This is a genomic window from Blastocatellia bacterium (genome assembly GCA_035275065.1).
In the GTDB taxonomy this organism is placed as follows: Bacteria; Acidobacteriota; Blastocatellia; order UBA7656; family UBA7656; genus DATENM01.
Genome location: DATENM010000065.1, coordinates 60,750 through 77,979, shown reverse-complemented (window position 1 = coordinate 77,979; position 17,230 = coordinate 60,750). Strand labels below are relative to the sequence as shown.

Here is a 17,230-nt window from a genome sequence, read left to right as displayed (position 1 = left end):
CAGGTGAAAAGGGACGCCATCCTATCACGAGGACGAACGGGACTCAATTGGGGAGTTCCCCTGAGCGTTTTTCATTCATTGGTCGGTCGGGCTTTGGCCGTCGTCACTGCGCAGAGCGGCTCGCCGCCGAGGTCGGCAAAGCGCAACGCCTTTGCCGGGTCGTTGGGGTTGTTGGGATTGTTGTCCGAGTTGTCGAAGTAGGCGATTACTTCCAGGCGCGTGCCTTTCGGCAGCAAGGCCGGGCGCTTCAGATAATAGGTCGGCTGCCAGTCGGATTGATAGCCGCGCGTCCACAGCAACACTTCTTCAGAGCCATCGGGCCGGTACGCCGTCATCTGTAGCGACGTAATCAAGGGATTGACTATCGGTCGCAACGCCAGCGCGTCAAGGTCTTCCGTTGTCGTGTAGCTCACGCGTAGCGGATGCATCGCGGCGCCCGCGGGGATGATCGCCTCGGCGTCGTTGACGGCAATCTCCTGCAACAGCCGGCGCGGCGGTGTCTTCGCAAAATAGAGCCCCACCTCACTCTGGTCGCGCGTTGCTTCACCCGCGCCGCGATAATGAATCTTCACCGTGAGGCGCGCGCCCGCCGGCAACGCCTGCGCCACGCCTTCATTCCACGCCACCGTCTTCTGACCAGGCATCCATGTCGCCAGACAAGAGCCGCCTTCCAGATAAACCCTGGCGCAATGGACGACGCGCTGATCGCCCGGTCGCAAATCAATGGCCGCCAGCCCGCGGGCCTCTGTCAGGTTCGTCGCAAGCGTCACGGTGCGACGCTCGTCGGCGTCTGCGGCGATGGACGCAGGCGTCGGCGGCTTCAAGATCAAATCGGGCTTGCCGAGCTGCCAGTCGTCGGAATAAAGCGGCGTGGTCGGCAGGTCGCCCTCTTCGCCGCGGGGCGCGCCGCCTTCGACCCAGTTGACCAGCAGGTCAACCTCGCGCTGCGTCAGCACCGGCGCGTTGCGAAAATCGCCAAAGCCTTTGACCGCCGCCCAGGGCGGCATGCGCTTGTTCAATACCTCTTCTTTGATCGCCTTCGCCCACGGGCGCGCGTCGTCATAAGTCGCGAGCGACATCGCCACGCCGCCGGGGTGGTGACAGCTCAGGCAACTGCGCCCGAGGATGCGGACGACCTCTTTGTTGAATCGCACCTTTGTGGTGATCGGCTCATGCGCGCTGACGCGCGCCAAGTAAAAAGTAAAAAGTAAAAAGGCAAAAGGCAAAAGGCGGATCAGCCGCCGCCAGCCGACGGAGAGCGATGAGGCGGCAATCGTCATCGAAGGCAGCGGATGAATTCCCACTTTTGCCTTTTTACTTTTTACTTTTGCCTTCATTTGCTGTCGCCGGTCGCCGCCGTTTTCTTGACGCGTTTGGCTTTGAACGTCCGGCCTCCTTGCTCGACCATCAGCTCGTTGACTTCGCCCTTGTCGTCTTTGACGAAGATGATCTGCACGTCGGCGACTTTGAAGAAGAAACGGGTTTCGGATTCGGGAAAGATCGGCGTGTTCGGCACGCCGCGCATGCCGACCATCAGTTGATCGCCGCTGCGCGCGATGGCGACCGTTCGACCCGGCAGCAATTCGTACTCGCCGACATACGCATCGAGAACCTTCGGATCGATTTTGGCGACCGCGCGCTCGGTGACCTTGGTCACGTAATCCATATAGCCGATCATCATCTCGTCATAAGTCGGGTCGCCCCAGCGCACAGCCTTTGTCGGGTCGGGGTTCCACTTGTTGCGCTCGGAGTTGTCGTAATGCGCCGTGACGATCAACTGCGAGCCGTGCGGCACCAGCACCGGCTCCTTGAAGCGGTACATCGATTGCCATGCGAAATTGTACTTCACCGCCAGCAGCGTTTCACGCCGCCCGTCGGGGTAGACGACTTCGTACTTCATGTCTTTGCCGCGCTTGTGCATATGCGGCATCAAGGTGTAGAGCAGCGTGTCGTTGCTGAACTTGTAACAGGCGGTGACTTCGTGATCGGTCGCGCCCGGCGGAATCTTGAAGAAGTGATTCAGCGCGCCGTTCGACTGCAAGACCTTGTCGGGCGCTTCTTTGGCAAAGAACAAGCCGACCGTGGTGCGGTCTTTTTCCGTCTTGCCGGTGGTCTTCGAATAGTGCATCTCGATGATCAGGTTCGAGCCGGGCCGTATGAATTTCGCGGTCCCGGCGGGGAACAGGTCAACGTCTTTGCCCGGCGCGTAGAAGCCGAGCAGCGGCCCGATGGTCTCCTGGCCGCTGCCACGGGCAAAGCCGCCATCGGGCGCTTTGCAGCCATCGTCATAAACCGGGGCGTCGCCTTTCGTGCGCACCAGCGTGCCGTCTCGATAGAACATCGAAGATTTATCAGGTGTCGGGTTGAGCGCATTGCCGCCCGCGCCTTTGGCCGCGGCGATCATCTCAGGCGTTTGCAGAAAGGCGACAGCGTGATGCACGACGCGCTTGTTGCCTGGATGAATCTCGACGCCCTTGAGCCACTTAATCTCGCTGACGTTGACCGGAATGACGAAGCGTATGTACTCGTCCGGCCCGGTCGCCTCGACCGTGTATTCTTCCTGCATGGTCAGGATCAGGTCGGGCTTGCCGATCTGCCAATCATCGCTGAAGGTCGGCACCGCCGGCAGCTCTTTCGGGTTGCCTTCTTTGGCGCCGCCGTCCACCCAGGCAACGATGGTGTCAATCTCCTGCTGCGAGAGCCGCTTGTCGTTGATGAACTGGCCATAGTGCGGGTCGGCCTGCCACGGCGGCATCTCGCGTGTGAGGACTTTCTCTTTGATCGAACGCGCCCAGGGCCGCGCCTCTTTGTAAGAGAGCAGCGACATCGGCGCGAGATCGTTCGGGCGATGGCAGGCGACACAGTTCTTATACAGGATCGGCGCGACATCGCGGCTGAAGGTGACGGCGCGGGCGCTCTTATTGACGCCCGCTCCCGGGCCTTCGCCGGCGTTCGTGGTTGGCGAAAGGGTCAGGCCAAAGGCGACCAGGAACGCGACTGTAAACAGGAAAGAGAGCGGCTTTCTCATATCGTTCACCTGTGAGGCGCGGCGCCGTGGCGCTGTCGCGAGGCGCTGCGAAATGCGATGCGTTTTGAGTTGACGCAAGCCGTGGTGGCTCGCGCCGCTTAAGGTCGCCCGCTTGGATGCCCTGCCGCTTGCTCGGTTGCTCGGCGCTTGCCGTTTCCTGAAGCACGACGCGCCGGCCACGAATCATCGCAGCCGGCGCCGAGCGTGCTTCAATGTGGTGAAAGCTACTTCTGGCCGCTGCGCGCTGACGCATCGGGTTTGGCCGCTTTGGCCGGGTTTTCTACCATGATGTCGAGCCAGCCGATCATCATCTCGTCATAGGTCGGGTCGCCCCAGCGCACGTCTTTCGACGCGTCGGGGTTGTACTTGTTCTTCTTCGAGTTGTCGTAGTGCGCCGTGACCACGAGCTTCGCTCCCTTGGGGATGGTGATCGGGTTCTTCAGCACGTAGGCCGCCTGCCAGTTGAAGCTGAACTTCGGCACCCACAGCAAAGTCTCGCGCTTGCCATCAGGATAGATGAGCTCGTACTTCATGTCCTTGCCGCGCAGGTGCATATGCGGCATGTAGTTGAGCACCTGAACATCGCGCGGCACCGTCTGGCATGCGGTGACTTCGTGATTGTCGGCGCCCGCCGGAATCTTGAACATGACATTGGCCGCCGCAAACGTCACCGCCATCTTGTCGGGCGGCTCTTTGGCGAAGATCAGGCCGACCTTGGTGCGGTCTTTTTCGGCCTTCGTAAGCGCGCCGCGGAAGCTTGAATAGTGTACCTGGAACATGATGGTCGAGCCGGCGGGCAGCTTCTTGGCAACACCCGCTGGATAGACCGCAGGCTCAAGGCCCGGCGCGTAACCGGCCAGCAGCGCGCCCTCGTTCTCGTCGCCGCCGCCGCCGATGCGCCGTCCGCCCGGTGCTGCCTGCTGGGCGCACGCATCATCAACAACCGGCGCGTCCATCTTGACGCGGCGCAGCGTGCCGTCCAGATAAAACAGCTTGCCGTCAGCGGCGCGCCCGCCGACCCGGCCATTGCCGGCTTTCGCGGCTTCTGCGCGCTTGGCCATCATCTGCGGCGACTGGATGAAAGCGATGACGTGATGCACAACTTTGCGGTTGCCGGGGAGGATTTCGGCAGCCTGGACCCAGCGATCTTCTTTGAAGTTCGTCGGGATGAAAAAGTTGATGTAGTTGTCAGGCGCGTTCGGGTCAATCGTCCACTCTTCGCCCATCTCCAGCACGGCATCGGGCTTGCCGATGGACCAGCCGCCTTTGGCGAACTCGGGCGTCGGCGGCATATCTTTCGGATTGCCTTCCTTGGCGCCGCTGTCTACCCATGCGACGATGGTTTCGACCTCTTTGTCCGTCAACCGCTTCTCGTTAGAGAACTGGCCATAGTGCGGGTCGGGGCTCCAGGGCGGCATCTCGCGGCTGGCGACCTTTTCCTTGATCGAGCGTGCCCACGGGCGCGCTTCTTTGTAGGTCAGCAGCGACATCGGCGCGATGTCGTTGGGCTTGTGACATTCCGCACAGTTCTTGAAAAAGATGGGCGCGACGTCCTTCGAGAAGGTGACATCCTTTTTGCCCGGGCCGCTGGCGCTGGTAGCCGGCGAAAAGACGAAACAGAGCGCGGCGACGGCAGCGACGGCGAACAGTATCGAAATAGCTTTCTTCATTGACTCCTCCCGCTTGGTGACTGGCGGCATCAGGTACAAGCGACCGTCTGTGCGTCACCCGCGATTCCGAATCCACTGAGTTACTCGGAATCGGCTGTCCTCAATCTGGAGCAGCCACCGAGAGCCGCCCCTGTAATTTATCTGCGCGCTTACTTGCGCGACGAGCGCGCCGAAGCGGTGGCCTTGTCAGCCGGTGCCGGCGCATCCACGTAATAATCCATCCAGCCGATCATCATCTCTTCGTAAGTCGGATCGCCCCAGCGAATGTCTTTCGACGCGTCGGGGTTGTACTTGTTCTTCGCCGAGTTGTCGAAGTGCGCCGTGATGATCATCCTGGTGCCTTTCGGCAAGGTCACAGGCTTCTTCAAATAATACATCGTCTGCCAGTTGAAGCTATACTTCGGCACCCACAGCAATGTCTCTTTGCGGCCATCGGGATAGATGACGTCGTACTTCATATCCTTGCCGCGCAGGTGCATATGCGGCATATAGCTCATCAGCTTCACGTCGCCGTCGAAGGTGTAGCAGGCCGTCACTTCGTGACTGCCCGAGCCGGCGGGAATCTTGAAGTAGTGATTCTGAATGCCGATGGTGTTAAGCGAGTGCTGCGGCGGCTGCGTCGAAAAGTGCAGGCCGATGCTCGTCTGATCGGATTCGGGATGCTCGAACTTGCCGCGGAACGCCGAGTAGTGAATCTGGAAGACGATCACCGAGCCGGCGGCAACTTTCTTGGCGGTGCCGGCGGGCCAGACGTCCAAGCCTTTGCCGGGCGCGTAGCCGGCGAGCAACAACCCGAAGGCGTCGCCGCCTTCTGCCGCCGACGGGCGCGGGAAGGCCGAGCCGCCGCTCGCGTCACTGCAACCGTTATCGATGATCGGCGCGTCGGCTTTGGCTTTGATCAAGGTGCCGTCTTTATAAAAGACCTTGCTCATCTCGCCGAGCCGGCGGCGGCCTTCGCTCGATTGCAGCTTGGCCAGCATCGCCGGCGTCTGGATGAAGGCGATGACGTGGTGAACGATCCGCTTGTTGCCCGGCAGAATCTCCGCCGACTGAATCCACTTATCTTCTTTGAAGTTCGTCGGGATGATGAAATTCTGAATCGTGTCCGGCTGACCGGGCTGCACGGTGAAGGCTTCCTTCATCGCAAAAATCTGATCGGGCTTGCCAAGCTGCCAGCCGCCGCTGGTGAAGTCGGGCGCCGGCGGCAGGTCTTTCGGGTCGCCTTCCTTGGCGCCGCCATCCACCCAGGCGACAATCGTCGCGATCTCTTTATCGCTCAGGCGATGATCGTTGGTGAACTGGCCATACTTCGGGTCGGGACTCCACGGCGGCATCTCGCGTGTGAGGACTTTCTCTTTGATCGAACGCGCCCACGGGCGGACTTCTTTGTACGAGATCAATGACATCGGCGCGATGTCGTTGGGCTTGTGACATTCCGCACAGTTCTTGTAGAAGATCGCCGCGACGTCTTTATTAAAGGTGACGTCTTTCGACGTGCCCGAACTGGCGCTGGACGAGGTGACAAAGGCAATGCTAAGGCAAGCCACTGCCGCGAGCAGGAGCAATCGGGTCAACCGTCTTCTGTTCATCACGCGGTCTCCTTCGGTGGGTGTTACGACCACTGCTGAGCCAAAATTCCAAGCGCTACAATGCTAAATTCGCGCGCATACGGTGTCAAGGAAATTCTGAACAGCCGTGCAGAATTTTACGGTAAAACTTGAGTCGGAGTTCAAGATAATTCAAAAATGCCATGACTCGTGGTTTTTCGGCTATTTGGGATAGCCGGGCGCGGCCATGACTTCGGCCATCTGTTTGTTGTGCCGCTCGTTATGCAGCGGGATGTAGATCAGCCAGTCATAGGCATTCAGCGTGTTGAAGACAGGGAAGGGATGCTCGATAGTGTGCGCTTTGAGCGGCGCGTCGGTGGTGCGGGCGAATTCCAGGGCGCGCGCCCGCAGCGCTTTGTAGCGCCGGACGACTTCGTCGCGTGACAGCTTGCCGGTCGGGCGAATCTCGACAGGGGCCTGGGCGCGGACGCCACGATTGGGCAGCGCGCGTGCGATGAAGGCATCTTTGCCGCGGGTCTTCGCCTGCCAGTCGGGATTTTCCGGCGTGCCGAGCGCCCTCTCGACCGCGGCGAAGAGGCGAGCTTCCGTGAGCATGATGTGCTCGGCGACTTCACCGACCGTCCAGCGAAACGGCGCGGGCCGCCAGTTCCATTGCGCCTCGCTTACGTGTTCGAGGCGGTCGAGATACTCCTTCTGCGTGTCGTTCATCCACTTGATGACCTGTGCGCGTTCGTCAGCCGTCATGTGCGGGTCCGCCGCCGCCGTCGCGGCTTGCTGGGCATTGGCATTGAGAAGCGCGCCACCAATCAACATCACCAACAAGGCAAGCGTGAGCTTTCGCATGATCTCCTCCGTAATGGGCCTGGACTTGAATCGATTGGGTTATAAGCGGTCAACGATTCGCCGTCAACTACGGCCGTCCTGCGCGACCGGTTCCATTATCCGGTCGTCGCTTCAGCTGATATGCCGCGATTCCATCGCTGCGTAGCGGCGCACATCTTCCATGATCTCTGCAAACATTTGCGGCGTGACCGACTGCGGCCCATCCGACCATGCTTCGTGCGGGCGCGGGTGGACTTCGATAATCAAGCCGTCGGCGCCAATCGCGATGGCGGCTTTCGCCGCCGGGCGCACCAGGCTGCGCTTGCCTGTGGCGTGTGAAGGGTCAACGACCACCGGCAGGTGGCTCAGCTCGTTGAGCAGCGGCACCGCCGCCAGGTCGAGCGTGTTGCGCGTCGCCGTTTCAAAGGTGCGGATGCCACGTTCGCACAGCATCACCTGATCGTTGCCGTGCGTGACGATGTATTCGGCCGACAGCAGCAGCTCTTTGATCGTCGAGCTCATGCCGCGCTTCAGCAGCACAGGCTTGTTGATGCGTCCGAGCCGCTTGAGCAAGGCGAAGTTCTGCATGTTGCGCGCGCCGACTTGCAGGATGTCGGCGTATTCGGCGACGACTTCGGTGTCTTCGGTCGTCACCACTTCGGTGATGATCTTCAACCCTGTGCGCTCGCGGGCTTCGGCCAGCAGCTTCAAGCCTTCGACTTCGAGCCCTTGAAAATCGTAAGGCGAGGTGCGCGGCTTGTACGCGCCGCCGCGCAAGACCTGCGCGCCGGCGGACTTGACGCCTTCGGCCGTCTCCAGCAACTGCTCGCGAGTTTCGACCGAGCAAGGGCCGGCCATGACGACGAACTGCGAGCCGCCGATCTCCAGGTCGCCGACCTGCACGATGGTCTTTGCCTGTTTCAGCTCGCGGCCGACGACCTTATAAGGCTGGAGAATCGGCACGACGTTTTCGACGCCATCTACGGAGCGCAGCGATTGCAGATGGTCTTTGTTGTCGCCGTGGCCAATCGCGCCGATGACGACGCGCTCTTCGCCGCGAATGACGTGCGGTTTGTAACCATAATGACGGATGCTCTCGCAGACGAATTCGATCTGCTCTTCGGTGGCGTCCGAGCGCATAGCGATAATCATTTCAAACCTCCTCTTTATTCAGTGACAAGTGACAAGTGACAAGTGACAAGAAGGATCAAGAAGCGACGCAACCGTTTCGCGCGTTTCCTTCTTGTCACTTGTCACTCGTCACTTGTCACCGCCTTCGGATAGCTGCCGAGCACGCGGATGCTCTCGATCATCTCGCCGAGGTGCATGAGGGCGCGCTCAATGCGCGGCTCGTGCCGGTCGCCGATCAGGTCGAGATAGAATGAATACTCCCAGGGGCGGCCTTCAATGGGCCGCGATTCGATCTTCGTCAGGTCAATGTCGCGCAGCGCGAAGACGGCCAGCGCCCGAAACAACGAGCCCGGCTGGTTGGCGACGCGGAAGATGATAGTCGTCTTGCGCTCGGCGTCGCGGTTCGTCGTCGCAATCTCGGCGGCGCGCTCCGGCTGCGCTAGCAAGAGAAAGCGCGTGAAGTTAGCCGGGTTGTCTTCAATGCCCGAAGCAATGATCTGCGCGCCATACACTTCAGCGGCGGTGGCGCCGGCGATGGCCGCTTCGTCGCGCCGTCCGCGCTCCATGACCATCTTGACGCTGCCGGCGGTGTCGTAAGCGACTTCGGCGGCCAGTTGCGGCTGAGCCCGCAGGAAGCGTTCGCACTGCGCCAGCGCCACCGGGTGCGAATAGACGTGGCGCACGTCATCGAGGCCGACGCCCGCGGGCGCGATCAGGTTGTGAATGATGCGGACGTTGGTTTCGCCGATGATCGTCAACTCGCGCTCTTCGAGCAGGTCATAGTTGCGGATGACCGAGCCGGCGAGGCTGTTTTCAATCGGCGCGACGGCGCAATCGGCAGCGCCCGCGGAGACGGCGTCGAACATCTCATCAAAGCTGCGATAGGCAAGCGTTTCGACCGCCGGGCCGAGCAGTTGACGCGCCGCGTCTTCGCTAAACGCGCCGCGCTCGCCCTGAAACGCGGCCTTGATTCTCTTGCTTGCGTCGATCATCGGTTGACTCTTTCTTCACTTGCGCTGAAAACGTTTGAAGCCCGCTCCCTCGTCGGAAGGAGCGGGCTTCGTAAACCTTTGCGATCTGCCTGGGATTCAGGCTCGCGCGCTCCCCGCTCCGTGTGCGGTGCTAAAGATAAAGCTAAAGCGGAAAGCAAAGCAGAACCCCGCCACCGAGCGGCGTCGCCAGTTAATAACCGTTTGAGCAGGGCGTGGAATCATTGCGTGATCGGGCTGCACGAGCAGCTTGGCCGGCATTATGAGCAACTCCGGGGGGCTTGTCAAGCATCAGTTTCTGAGGTTTAGCCGATTTCGATTGATTACCGCGCGCCGATGATGTATAAGGTTGGTGTTACGTTAAGTCGATCTTGGAACTCCCGATCACCAAGCTCTGATTCAAGGATACAAGCCGAGAGCCTCTCGGACCGCGGCAGGTGAATTGCTTCCACAACTGACCGACTGATCAACGACTCAGGAAGATTATCGTCTGTCGCTCAATCAAACAGGAGAATTTTATGGATAGGAAATACAAACAGCGGGGCTATCAACAGGATGACGGCCATGAGCAGAAGCCGCGCCCGAGCCCGCAAAAAAGTGACATGCGCGCGCCAAAGCTGCCGGCCTTTCGCGAAGTCACACGCTGCAATCTTTGCGGCCAGATGATCAACATCGAAGTCGGCGGCATTGCCGCTGAGCAACAGTGCCCGAAATGCAACAGCGACCTGCACACTTGCAAGAACTGTGTCAGCTTTGATCCCGGCGCCCGCTTTCAGTGTCGCAAGCCGGTCACCGAGCGCATTGCCAAGAAAGACGAACGCAACGTCTGCGCCATATTCGAGCCGCGCAAGACCATCGAGCGCGAAACCACGACGGCGGCTTCAACCGTGAAAGACCCGCGCTCGGCCTTCGACAAGCTCTTCAAAGTCTAACCGCCGCATGTCCCGTTGCCAGGTTAGTCATCTTAGGAACTGTTCCACCGCCAGGATTCGGACTATTGCCTGATCACTTCTTCGTCGCCGGCAGAAAGCGGCAGACGAGATAACGGTAAGCCGCCGCCCCGAGCGGCCCGCCGATGATCGGTGCGACGATGTAGAGCCACCATTCATTACCCCGCGGGCCGGGAAAAGCAATCTTCCCGAAGCCTGCCGCATAAGCAAACAGTCGCGGCCCGAAATCGCGCACAGGGTTGACCGCGTCCATCGTCAGCGACCCGCCGAGGCCGACAATCGCCGTCACCGTCAGCCCGATGAAGACCGGCCCCAGGCCCGCTTCAGGCAGCCCCGGCTTATCAGGCTCGGTCAAGGCGAAGATCATCATCATCAGGAAAGCCGTCAGCACGACTTCGACGAAGAACGCGCTCGACGTGCTGACTTTCGCCAGCGCGGCGGCGTCCACGCCGACGCCGCCGGGGTTGGGATAGAAGCACGAGAAGATGGCCATCAGTTTTTGGCTCCCCGGCCCGCCGATCTCGACGCCGAGCTTTTCCGCCGTCGGCTGCCAGAAGCCATGCCATAGCCAGTAGACGCAAGCCGACGCCGTAAACGCGCCGGCGATCTGGCTGAGAATGTAAGGCAGAATACGTTTCGCCGGGAAGCCGCGAAACACGGCCATCGTCAGCGTCACCGCCGGGTTGAAGTGCGCTTCTGACACAGGGCTGGCGACGTAGATGGCAAAGGTCACCGCCAACCCCCACATCACCGCCACCGCCCAGCCATCGAGCGCGCCGGTGAAGACCGCCGCGGCGACTGCGCCATCGCCGACCAGGATGACGACGAACGTGCCAAAGAATTCGCCGAGGCAGGCGCCCGCGAGCGGCGAGGCAAGCAAGCTCTTGCCGGGTGGTTCGGTCATTTCAATGTTTCCGGCTGCGGCAACGGCTTTCGACATTCATCCTCCAAGTCGTTACAGGTATTTTTCCATGAACTTCAAGATGCGCCACTCGGCGCGGCGCGCGAAGGTCGGCCAGCTCGCATTCAAGACCGGCGTGGCGCGCGTTACATTCGTCTCGCTCCAGCGATTCGACCAGCCCGACAGGTCCCACACCAGATCGGCCCCCGGTATGCCGCCTTCTTTATATTTTTCCGATGGCGACTTGCCGTTGTCGGCGTAGCGGTTGTCGTGGACGAAGGTGTTTTCCGGCGTCGGCCCGACATCGAACGCCGTGCCTTTCGGGAAGGCGATGTCGAGGCCGCAGACCAGCACGCCATAGCTCTGGTTGCCGCGAATCTCGTTGCCGGTGACTTCGGTGTTGTCCGCCGCCATCACCAGGAGGCCCGATCCGGGCGGCACGTTCGAGACAATCGCGTTCGGGTTGCCGAAGTTCGCGTGGTTGTTTTCAATGATGCGATTGTTGCGGACGAGGCAATCGCGCCCGACCTTCGAAACGTTGTTCGGCAGCACGAAAACCAGCAGGCCGCCGGCGTTGTCATGCACGAAATTGTTTTCGACAACGGCGTTGATCGAGTTTTCAATCTCGATGCCGGTGACGTTGGCATAGGCTTCGCTGTCGTGGACGCGAATGTCGCGCGACTGGCCGACGTAGAGCGCCGCGTCGGCAATGCCTGTGGCAACGCAATGATCGATCTCGACGCCCGTACAGCTCACCGGGTAGACGCCGTAGAGTCCCGTGGTGTTTATCATCAAGTTGCGGAAGGTGACGTTGCGGGCGTGCTGCGCGACGATGCCGTTAGCGATGTAATGCTGTACGTCGAAGTTTTCGATGACGAAATTGCTGCCGGTGTTGATGACCGCATCCGAGAGTTTGCCGTCGCCCTCAAAGACCGGGCGCGACGGCGTCGCTTTCGCGTCCGCGATGCCGCGCAGCGTGATGCTGTCGAGGTCAATCTTGACCTCTTCGCGATAGACGCCGGGCATCACTTCGATGGTGTCGCCCGGTCGCGCGCGATTGACCGCCGCCTGAATCGCCTCGCCGGCTTTGACCGTCAGCGTCTGCGGCGCGCGGCTGGCGACTTCTTCTTTCGGCGAGCCGGTGTTGTACCTGGCAATCAGCGCCCGCGCCGGATTGTCGAGGTGCGGCACGACCGCCATTCCAGACGGCACGCGCTCGGGAATCTGCGGCAGGTTCGACTCGTCCACCAGCGCATAAAGGAAGGCGATCAAGTCTTGCTTCTCTTCCGCGGTGATCGAGTAGGTATGAATCTTGTCGTCAACTTTCGCGGCCTTGAAGCCGACACCGGGCCCGCCGCCCGCGGCGTAGAAGTCCAGCACCTCTTCGAGCGTCTTGAATTTGCCATTGTGCATGTACGGCGCGTTCAAGACGACGTTGCGTAGCGTCGGCACTTTAAAGGCGTACTTGTTGCCTTCGCCTTTGGTCACGTCGAAGCGACCGAAGTCGGGATTGTTGCTGTCGAGATCGGGGACGCCAACAATCTTGAAATCGCGGTTGGCGAACGTCGGCATGCCGTGGCACTCGAAGCAGCGCGTGCGCCCTGAGCGGAAGAGATCGAAGCCGCGCACCTGCGCCGCCGACAGCGCCGAGCGGTCGCCCGCCGCATAACGGTCGAACGGCGCATTGTTGGCCGTCAGGGTGCGCTCGAAAGCGGCGACCGCTTTGGTGACGTTTTCAAAGGTGATCCCCGAACCGCTGGCGCCGCCAAAGGCGGCGTCGAACTTCTGCGCGTATTCGGGAATGTTCTTGAGCTCGCCGACCAGGATGTCGGGGTTCTCGTTCATCTCGACATCGCTCTTGATCGGCCCTTCGGCTTGCGCTTCGAGGTCGCGGGCGCGGCCATCCCAGAATTGCAGGTGATTGTAAGCCGCATTCCAAATGCTCGGCGCGCCGCGCCTCACGTCAGCGCCGCCGGCGCGCTCAGGGCCTAGCCCCTTGCCACCTTTGCCCATCGCCAGGCCGCGCCCGTCACCGAAGCCGAGGTCGGGGTGATGACAGGTCGCGCACGAGACACTGTTATCGCCCGAAAGAATCGGGTCGAAGAAGAGCAGCCGCCCAAGCGCAACACGCTCTTTGAACTTCGCATCGTTGGTGTCGTTATCGCCGCGCACGACCATCGAAGGGAAGGGCCGCAGCAATCCGCCGCCGTTCGGGTTGACGCCGGTGAGCCCTTCGTCGCCGGCAAAATCTTTGGGCGCGGGCCACGCGCCGAGGGCGATGAAGCCGGCGACCAGTAGAAGGATGAGCGTCAGCAAAAACTTGAGCCACAGACGTCGCGGTCGCCGGGCGCGGCGCGGCTGTTCAAGAGAAACCTGGGTTGCCGATGCGGTCATAAGGGCTGCCTCCTGATGCACGATTGATCGAGTTTGCGCTTGCGGGTTAAGCGATTATAGTGAAGCCACGCCGCATGTCAAAGCAGAAACGATGGGCGATGAACGATGACTGATGGAGCGGGCGCGTATTGCCGCGGACTGGTCTTCCTGATTCGGCATTCATCATTTCTCACTCGTCATTTACAATGTGGCTATGAACACGCTGCCAACAACCAACACAGTGGACGGCTTGCAGGCGCGACAGATCGAAACGCCGCTCGGCGCAATGCTGGCGCTGGCCAATCACGAAGGCCTGCACCTGCTTGAGTTCGTAGACCGGCGCGAGCTGGAGAGCGAGATCGCTGCGCTGCGGGCGCGGAGTAAACAGCCCATCGAGCCGGGCACAAACGCGCACCTCGAAACGATCAGCCGGGAATTGCAAGCCTACTTCGCGGGCAGGGAACTGACTTTTACGGTGCCGCTGATTGTAGGCGGCTCGGCGTTTGAGCGCGATGTGTGGGCAAAGCTACAAACGATCCCGCCGGGCGCGACCTGGTCGTACGCCGAGCTGGCCACCTGCCTCGGCAACCCGCGGGCCGTGCGCGCCGTCGGTCGCGCCAATGGCAGGAACTCGCTGGCGGTGGTGATCCCCTGCCATCGCGTGATCCGCTCGGATGGTAACCTGTGCGGCTACGGCGGCGGCATCTGGCGGAAGAAGTGGCTGCTCGAACATGAGCGCAATGTCATCGGGCCGACCGTATCGAGCGGCGAACAGTTGACGCTCAACTATCTATGACCGCTTAACCATGCAGACGGCGATCTGCGCGGCGATGGCAGCATTGTTTATGAGCAGCGCCCGATTCGTGGTGAGCGTCTGGCCGGCGGTCAGCTCTTTCATCTGCGTCAATAGAAACGGCGTCAGCGCCTTGCCGCGAATGCCTTTCTCTTCGGCCATCGTGATTGCGCTTTCGACGGCGCGCTCGGCTTCCTGACGCGGCAGCTCGTAAGCTTCAGGCACCGGCGCGCAGACCAGCACCGCAGACTTTCCGCCTGTGCGCCAGTGATCAAGTGCGAGCTCGGCAGCTTCATCGGGCGAGTTCACCGTGACATCTACACTCAAGCCGCTCTCGCGTGAATAGAAGGCCGGGAACGCCTGTGTGCGATAACCGACAATGGGCACGCCGAGGGTTTCCAGCACCTCGACCGTCTTCGGCAGATCAAGGATCGCTTTAGCGCCGGCGCAGACGCAGACCAGAGGCGTGCGTCCGAGCGCGGTCAAATCCGCCGACACATCAAAGGTCTCGCTGGCGCCGCGATGCACGCCGCCGATGCCGCCGGTCGCAAAGACGCGCAGGCCCGCGAGTGCGGCGATGCGCAGGGTCGCTGCCACGGTCGTTGCTCCCCAGCCGCGTCGCCCGATCACGCCTGCCAGGTTATTCAAGCCGACTTTTTCAATCGCGTCGCCGTCGGGCGCGCGGCCTGCGCCGAAGCGTTCGATCTCCGCCTCGCTCAGGCCGACGGTCAGGCGGCCATCAATGATGCCGATGGTGGCCGGGTGGGCGCCTTCACGAACAACGACAGCTTCACACTCGCGCGCCGTTTCAAGGTTGAGCGGGCGCGGCAAGCCGTGCGCGATCACGGTCGTTTCGAGCGCCACCACCGCGCGCCCATTCGCCTGCGCGTCGCGCACGTCTTCCGAGACATGAAGAAAGTCACTGGTCATCGGTCATTACTTCATCTCAATCTGCTCGCGCAGGTCGTCAAGATGGACGACAGGGGACGAGGATTCGCCGGCCAGCTCGTTGCTCAGCCCGGCGCGCCAGGCGATGATCTCGACGCGCAGGCCGCGGCCTTTGATGTGTTGGACGGTTTCAACGTAGTCGCGATCACCCGAAACCAGGATGGCCGTTTCGTACGCCTGATTGACGGCGAGCATCAGCATCTTGGTCGCCAGCCCAACGTCTACGCCCTTTTCGGCATAGGTCGTATGCTCGTGGCCGCACTCGTTGCAGCGCATGGTCTTTTTGCCGAGCGTGTACAAAACGACCTCCCACCGCAGGTCTTCTTTGAGGAACTGGTAGAAAGCCGTCGCGCCGTCACTCGGCGGGTCGGTCTCGGAAGCGAAGAAGTAGGTCTGCCAGACTTCGCCGTTCTCTTCGAGAAAGCGGGTGAATTTTTGCCAATCGATGCGCCAGCCGTTTTCGATCTGGCCGTGATAGACGTTTGCGTTGTCAATGAAACAGATCGTTTTGCCGCGGGATGCCGCCATTCAATGTCCTTTGTCGAGAAGCTCACACACCGTCGCACGCGAATTGATAGCATAATCGGCGGGCGCTGAAAGCCGCAACCGGCAGGGCGAAAAGCGCGCCGCCTGAGACAGGCTTGTCACAACGCGCGCCCTTGTTGTCGCAATGGCTTTTACGCAATCCTTGCGCGGGGTTTATACTTTCCGCGCAGTTCAGAAAGGCTCTTTGGAGGAGAAACTGACGATGGACATGAACGACGTAGTGGCGATCATTCTGGGCGGCGGCGTCGGCCAACGCCTGTTCCCGTTGACCCGCCTGCGCGCCAAGCCTGCCGTGCCGCTCGGCGGCAAGTATCGCCTCATAGACATCCCCGTGTCGAACTGCATCAACTCGGATGTCATGCGCATCTTCATTTTGACTCAGTACAACTCGGCATCGCTCAATCGCCACATCTCTCGGACGTATCGCTTCAGCCCGTTCACCAACGGCTTTGTCGAAATCATCGCCGCCGAAATCACTCCCGAAAGTCCCGACTGGTTTCAAGGCACCGCCGACGCCGTGCGCCAGTCCTACGGGCACCTGGCCGATAACAAAGGCGACACGGTGCTGATTCTCGCCGGCGACCATCTCTATCGCATGGACTACCGCGACTTCCTGCGCCGCCACGAAGAGACCGGCGCTGACATTACCGTGGCGGTGACGGCGGCGCGCGAAGAAGACGCATCGGGATTTGGCCTGCTGAAGATCGATAACACCGGGCGCATCATCGAGTTCAGCGAGAAGCCGAAAGGCGAGGCGCTCAACCCCATGCGCGTTGACACCTCTGTGCTGGGGTTGTCGCCCGAACAGGCGCAACGCCGCCCGTTTCTGGCTTCGATGGGCATCTACGTCTTTCGCAAGGAGGCGCTCGAACAGTTACTGGTTAGCGAGATGCCGAACGCCATTGACTTCGGCAAAGAGATCCTGCCGCAAGCGCTGGCGCGCTTCAACGTGCAGGCGCACCTGTTCGACGGGTACTGGGAAGACATCGGCACGATTGGCGCCTTCTACCGCGCCAACATCGAGATGACGTTGCCGCTGCCGCCGTTCAACTTCTTCGACGCCCAAGCGCCGATCTACACGCGCCCGCGCTACCTGCCGGGCTCGAAGCTGTTGGATTGCCGCATCCAGAGCTCGATCATTACCGAAGGCTGCATCATCAACGGCGCGACGATCACCGATTCGATCATCGGCATCCGCAGCCGCGTCGAGCATGGCTCGCGCCTGGAAGGCGTGCTGATGATGGGCGCGGACTTTTATCAAACCATCGAAGAGATGCAGGGCGACATCAACAAAGGCTATCCGCGTGTCGGCATCGGCCCGAACTGCTTCATCCGCCGCGCCATCATCGATAAGAACGCCCGCATCGGCGCAGGCGTGCAGATCCTCAACGAGACCCGCCACCAGGAGTATGACGGTGACGGGTATTTCATTCGTGACGGCCTCGTCATTGTGCCGAAGCACGGCGTCATCGCCGACGGCACGGTGATTTAAGGCAAAAGTAAAAAGTAAA

At 61.0% G+C, this 17,230-nt stretch carries 14 protein-coding genes; 3 read left to right on the top strand and 11 right to left on the bottom strand.

The window, feature by feature from the left end; all coding sequences use genetic code 11:
* Positions 1-71: 71 nt before the first annotated feature.
* From VJ464_16195 to pheA, 7 genes are all read right to left on the bottom strand, one after another.
* Positions 72-1,337, bottom strand: a complete 1,266-nt coding sequence (locus VJ464_16195; protein ID HKQ06675.1) for a cytochrome c — start codon at positions 1,335-1,337, stop codon at positions 72-74.
* A complete protein-coding gene (locus VJ464_16190; protein HKQ06674.1) occupies positions 1,334-3,028 on the bottom strand; it encodes a DUF3471 domain-containing protein in 1,695 nt (564 codons plus the stop codon). Before VJ464_16190 ends, VJ464_16195 begins: the two co-directional genes overlap by 4 nt.
* Before the next feature lie 224 nt (positions 3,029-3,252).
* The gene (locus tag VJ464_16185; GenBank protein HKQ06673.1) at positions 3,253-4,698 is read right to left on the bottom strand and encodes a c-type cytochrome; all 1,446 of its coding nucleotides are present in this window, start codon (positions 4,696-4,698) and stop codon (positions 3,253-3,255) included.
* 149 nt (positions 4,699-4,847) lie between these two features.
* A complete protein-coding gene (locus VJ464_16180) occupies positions 4,848-6,287 on the bottom strand; it encodes a cytochrome c (protein ID HKQ06672.1) in 1,440 nt (479 codons plus the stop codon).
* A gap of 180 nt (positions 6,288-6,467) precedes the next feature.
* Positions 6,468-7,109 carry a DinB family protein gene (locus VJ464_16175; GenBank protein HKQ06671.1) on the bottom strand — a complete coding sequence of 214 codons (642 nt, stop codon included), beginning with the start codon at positions 7,107-7,109 and terminating at the stop codon, positions 6,468-6,470.
* Between the two features lie 111 nt (positions 7,110-7,220).
* Positions 7,221-8,240 carry a 3-deoxy-7-phosphoheptulonate synthase gene (gene aroF / locus VJ464_16170; GenBank protein HKQ06670.1) on the bottom strand — a complete coding sequence of 340 codons (1,020 nt, stop codon included), beginning with the start codon at positions 8,238-8,240 and terminating at the stop codon, positions 7,221-7,223.
* Between the two features lie 101 nt (positions 8,241-8,341).
* Positions 8,342-9,211: a prephenate dehydratase gene (pheA, locus tag VJ464_16165; GenBank protein HKQ06669.1), complete on the bottom strand. Its 870-nt coding sequence runs from the start codon at positions 9,209-9,211 to the stop codon at positions 8,342-8,344.
* A gap of 515 nt (positions 9,212-9,726) precedes the next feature.
* Between pheA and VJ464_16160 the strand changes: the two genes are divergently transcribed.
* A complete protein-coding gene (locus VJ464_16160; protein ID HKQ06668.1) occupies positions 9,727-10,140 on the top strand; it encodes a hypothetical protein in 414 nt (137 codons plus the stop codon).
* Positions 10,141-10,213: 73 nt separating this feature from the next.
* Here the strand turns inward: VJ464_16160 and VJ464_16155 are convergent, their stop codons facing one another.
* Positions 10,214-11,098: an MIP/aquaporin family protein gene (locus VJ464_16155; GenBank protein ID HKQ06667.1), complete on the bottom strand. Its 885-nt coding sequence runs from the start codon at positions 11,096-11,098 to the stop codon at positions 10,214-10,216.
* Between the two features lie 15 nt (positions 11,099-11,113).
* Positions 11,114-13,453, bottom strand: a complete 2,340-nt coding sequence (locus VJ464_16150) for a parallel beta-helix domain-containing protein (GenBank protein ID HKQ06666.1) — start codon at positions 13,451-13,453, stop codon at positions 11,114-11,116.
* Positions 13,454-13,646: 193 nt separating this feature from the next.
* On the opposite strand from VJ464_16150, the gene VJ464_16145 reads away from it, so the two are divergent.
* The gene (locus VJ464_16145) at positions 13,647-14,228 is read left to right on the top strand and encodes a methylated-DNA--[protein]-cysteine S-methyltransferase (protein ID HKQ06665.1); all 582 of its coding nucleotides are present in this window, start codon (positions 13,647-13,649) and stop codon (positions 14,226-14,228) included.
* Here the strand turns inward: VJ464_16145 and VJ464_16140 are convergent.
* Both VJ464_16140 and VJ464_16135 read right to left on the bottom strand, forming a co-directional pair.
* Positions 14,223-15,155, bottom strand: a complete 933-nt coding sequence (locus VJ464_16140; protein ID HKQ06664.1) for a pseudouridine-5'-phosphate glycosidase — start codon at positions 15,153-15,155, stop codon at positions 14,223-14,225. The two genes, VJ464_16145 and VJ464_16140, sit on opposite strands and share 6 nt — an antisense overlap.
* 6 nt (positions 15,156-15,161) lie before the next feature.
* Positions 15,162-15,701, bottom strand: a complete 540-nt coding sequence (locus tag VJ464_16135; protein ID HKQ06663.1) for an NYN domain-containing protein — start codon at positions 15,699-15,701, stop codon at positions 15,162-15,164.
* 226 nt (positions 15,702-15,927) lie between these two features.
* Here VJ464_16135 and VJ464_16130 point away from each other — a divergent pair, with 226 nt between their 5' ends.
* Entirely contained in the window at positions 15,928-17,211 is a 1,284-nt protein-coding gene (locus VJ464_16130) for a glucose-1-phosphate adenylyltransferase (GenBank protein ID HKQ06662.1), read from the top strand.
* The last annotated feature ends 19 nt before the right edge of the window (positions 17,212-17,230 follow it).

Coding starts and splice junctions, on each gene's coding strand:
- VJ464_16195 (HKQ06675.1), bottom strand. CDS start 1,337: ATGAAGGCAAAAGTAAAAAGTAAAAAGGCAAAAGTGGGAATTCATCCG.
- VJ464_16190 (HKQ06674.1), bottom strand. CDS start 3,028: ATGAGAAAGCCGCTCTCTTTCCTGTTTACAGTCGCGTTCCTGGTCGCC.
- VJ464_16185 (HKQ06673.1), bottom strand. CDS start 4,698: ATGAAGAAAGCTATTTCGATACTGTTCGCCGTCGCTGCCGTCGCCGCG.
- VJ464_16180 (HKQ06672.1), bottom strand. CDS start 6,287: ATGAACAGAAGACGGTTGACCCGATTGCTCCTGCTCGCGGCAGTGGCT.
- VJ464_16175 (HKQ06671.1), bottom strand. CDS start 7,109: ATGCGAAAGCTCACGCTTGCCTTGTTGGTGATGTTGATTGGTGGCGCG.
- aroF (HKQ06670.1), bottom strand. CDS start 8,240: ATGATTATCGCTATGCGCTCGGACGCCACCGAAGAGCAGATCGAATTC.
- pheA (HKQ06669.1), bottom strand. CDS start 9,211: ATGATCGACGCAAGCAAGAGAATCAAGGCCGCGTTTCAGGGCGAGCGC.
- VJ464_16160 (HKQ06668.1), top strand. CDS start 9,727: ATGGATAGGAAATACAAACAGCGGGGCTATCAACAGGATGACGGCCAT.
- VJ464_16155 (HKQ06667.1), bottom strand. CDS start 11,098: ATGTCGAAAGCCGTTGCCGCAGCCGGAAACATTGAAATGACCGAACCA.
- VJ464_16150 (HKQ06666.1), bottom strand. CDS start 13,453: ATGACCGCATCGGCAACCCAGGTTTCTCTTGAACAGCCGCGCCGCGCC.
- VJ464_16145 (HKQ06665.1), top strand. CDS start 13,647: ATGAACACGCTGCCAACAACCAACACAGTGGACGGCTTGCAGGCGCGA.
- VJ464_16140 (HKQ06664.1), bottom strand. CDS start 15,155: ATGACCAGTGACTTTCTTCATGTCTCGGAAGACGTGCGCGACGCGCAG.
- VJ464_16135 (HKQ06663.1), bottom strand. CDS start 15,701: ATGGCGGCATCCCGCGGCAAAACGATCTGTTTCATTGACAACGCAAAC.
- VJ464_16130 (HKQ06662.1), top strand. CDS start 15,928: ATGAACGACGTAGTGGCGATCATTCTGGGCGGCGGCGTCGGCCAACGC.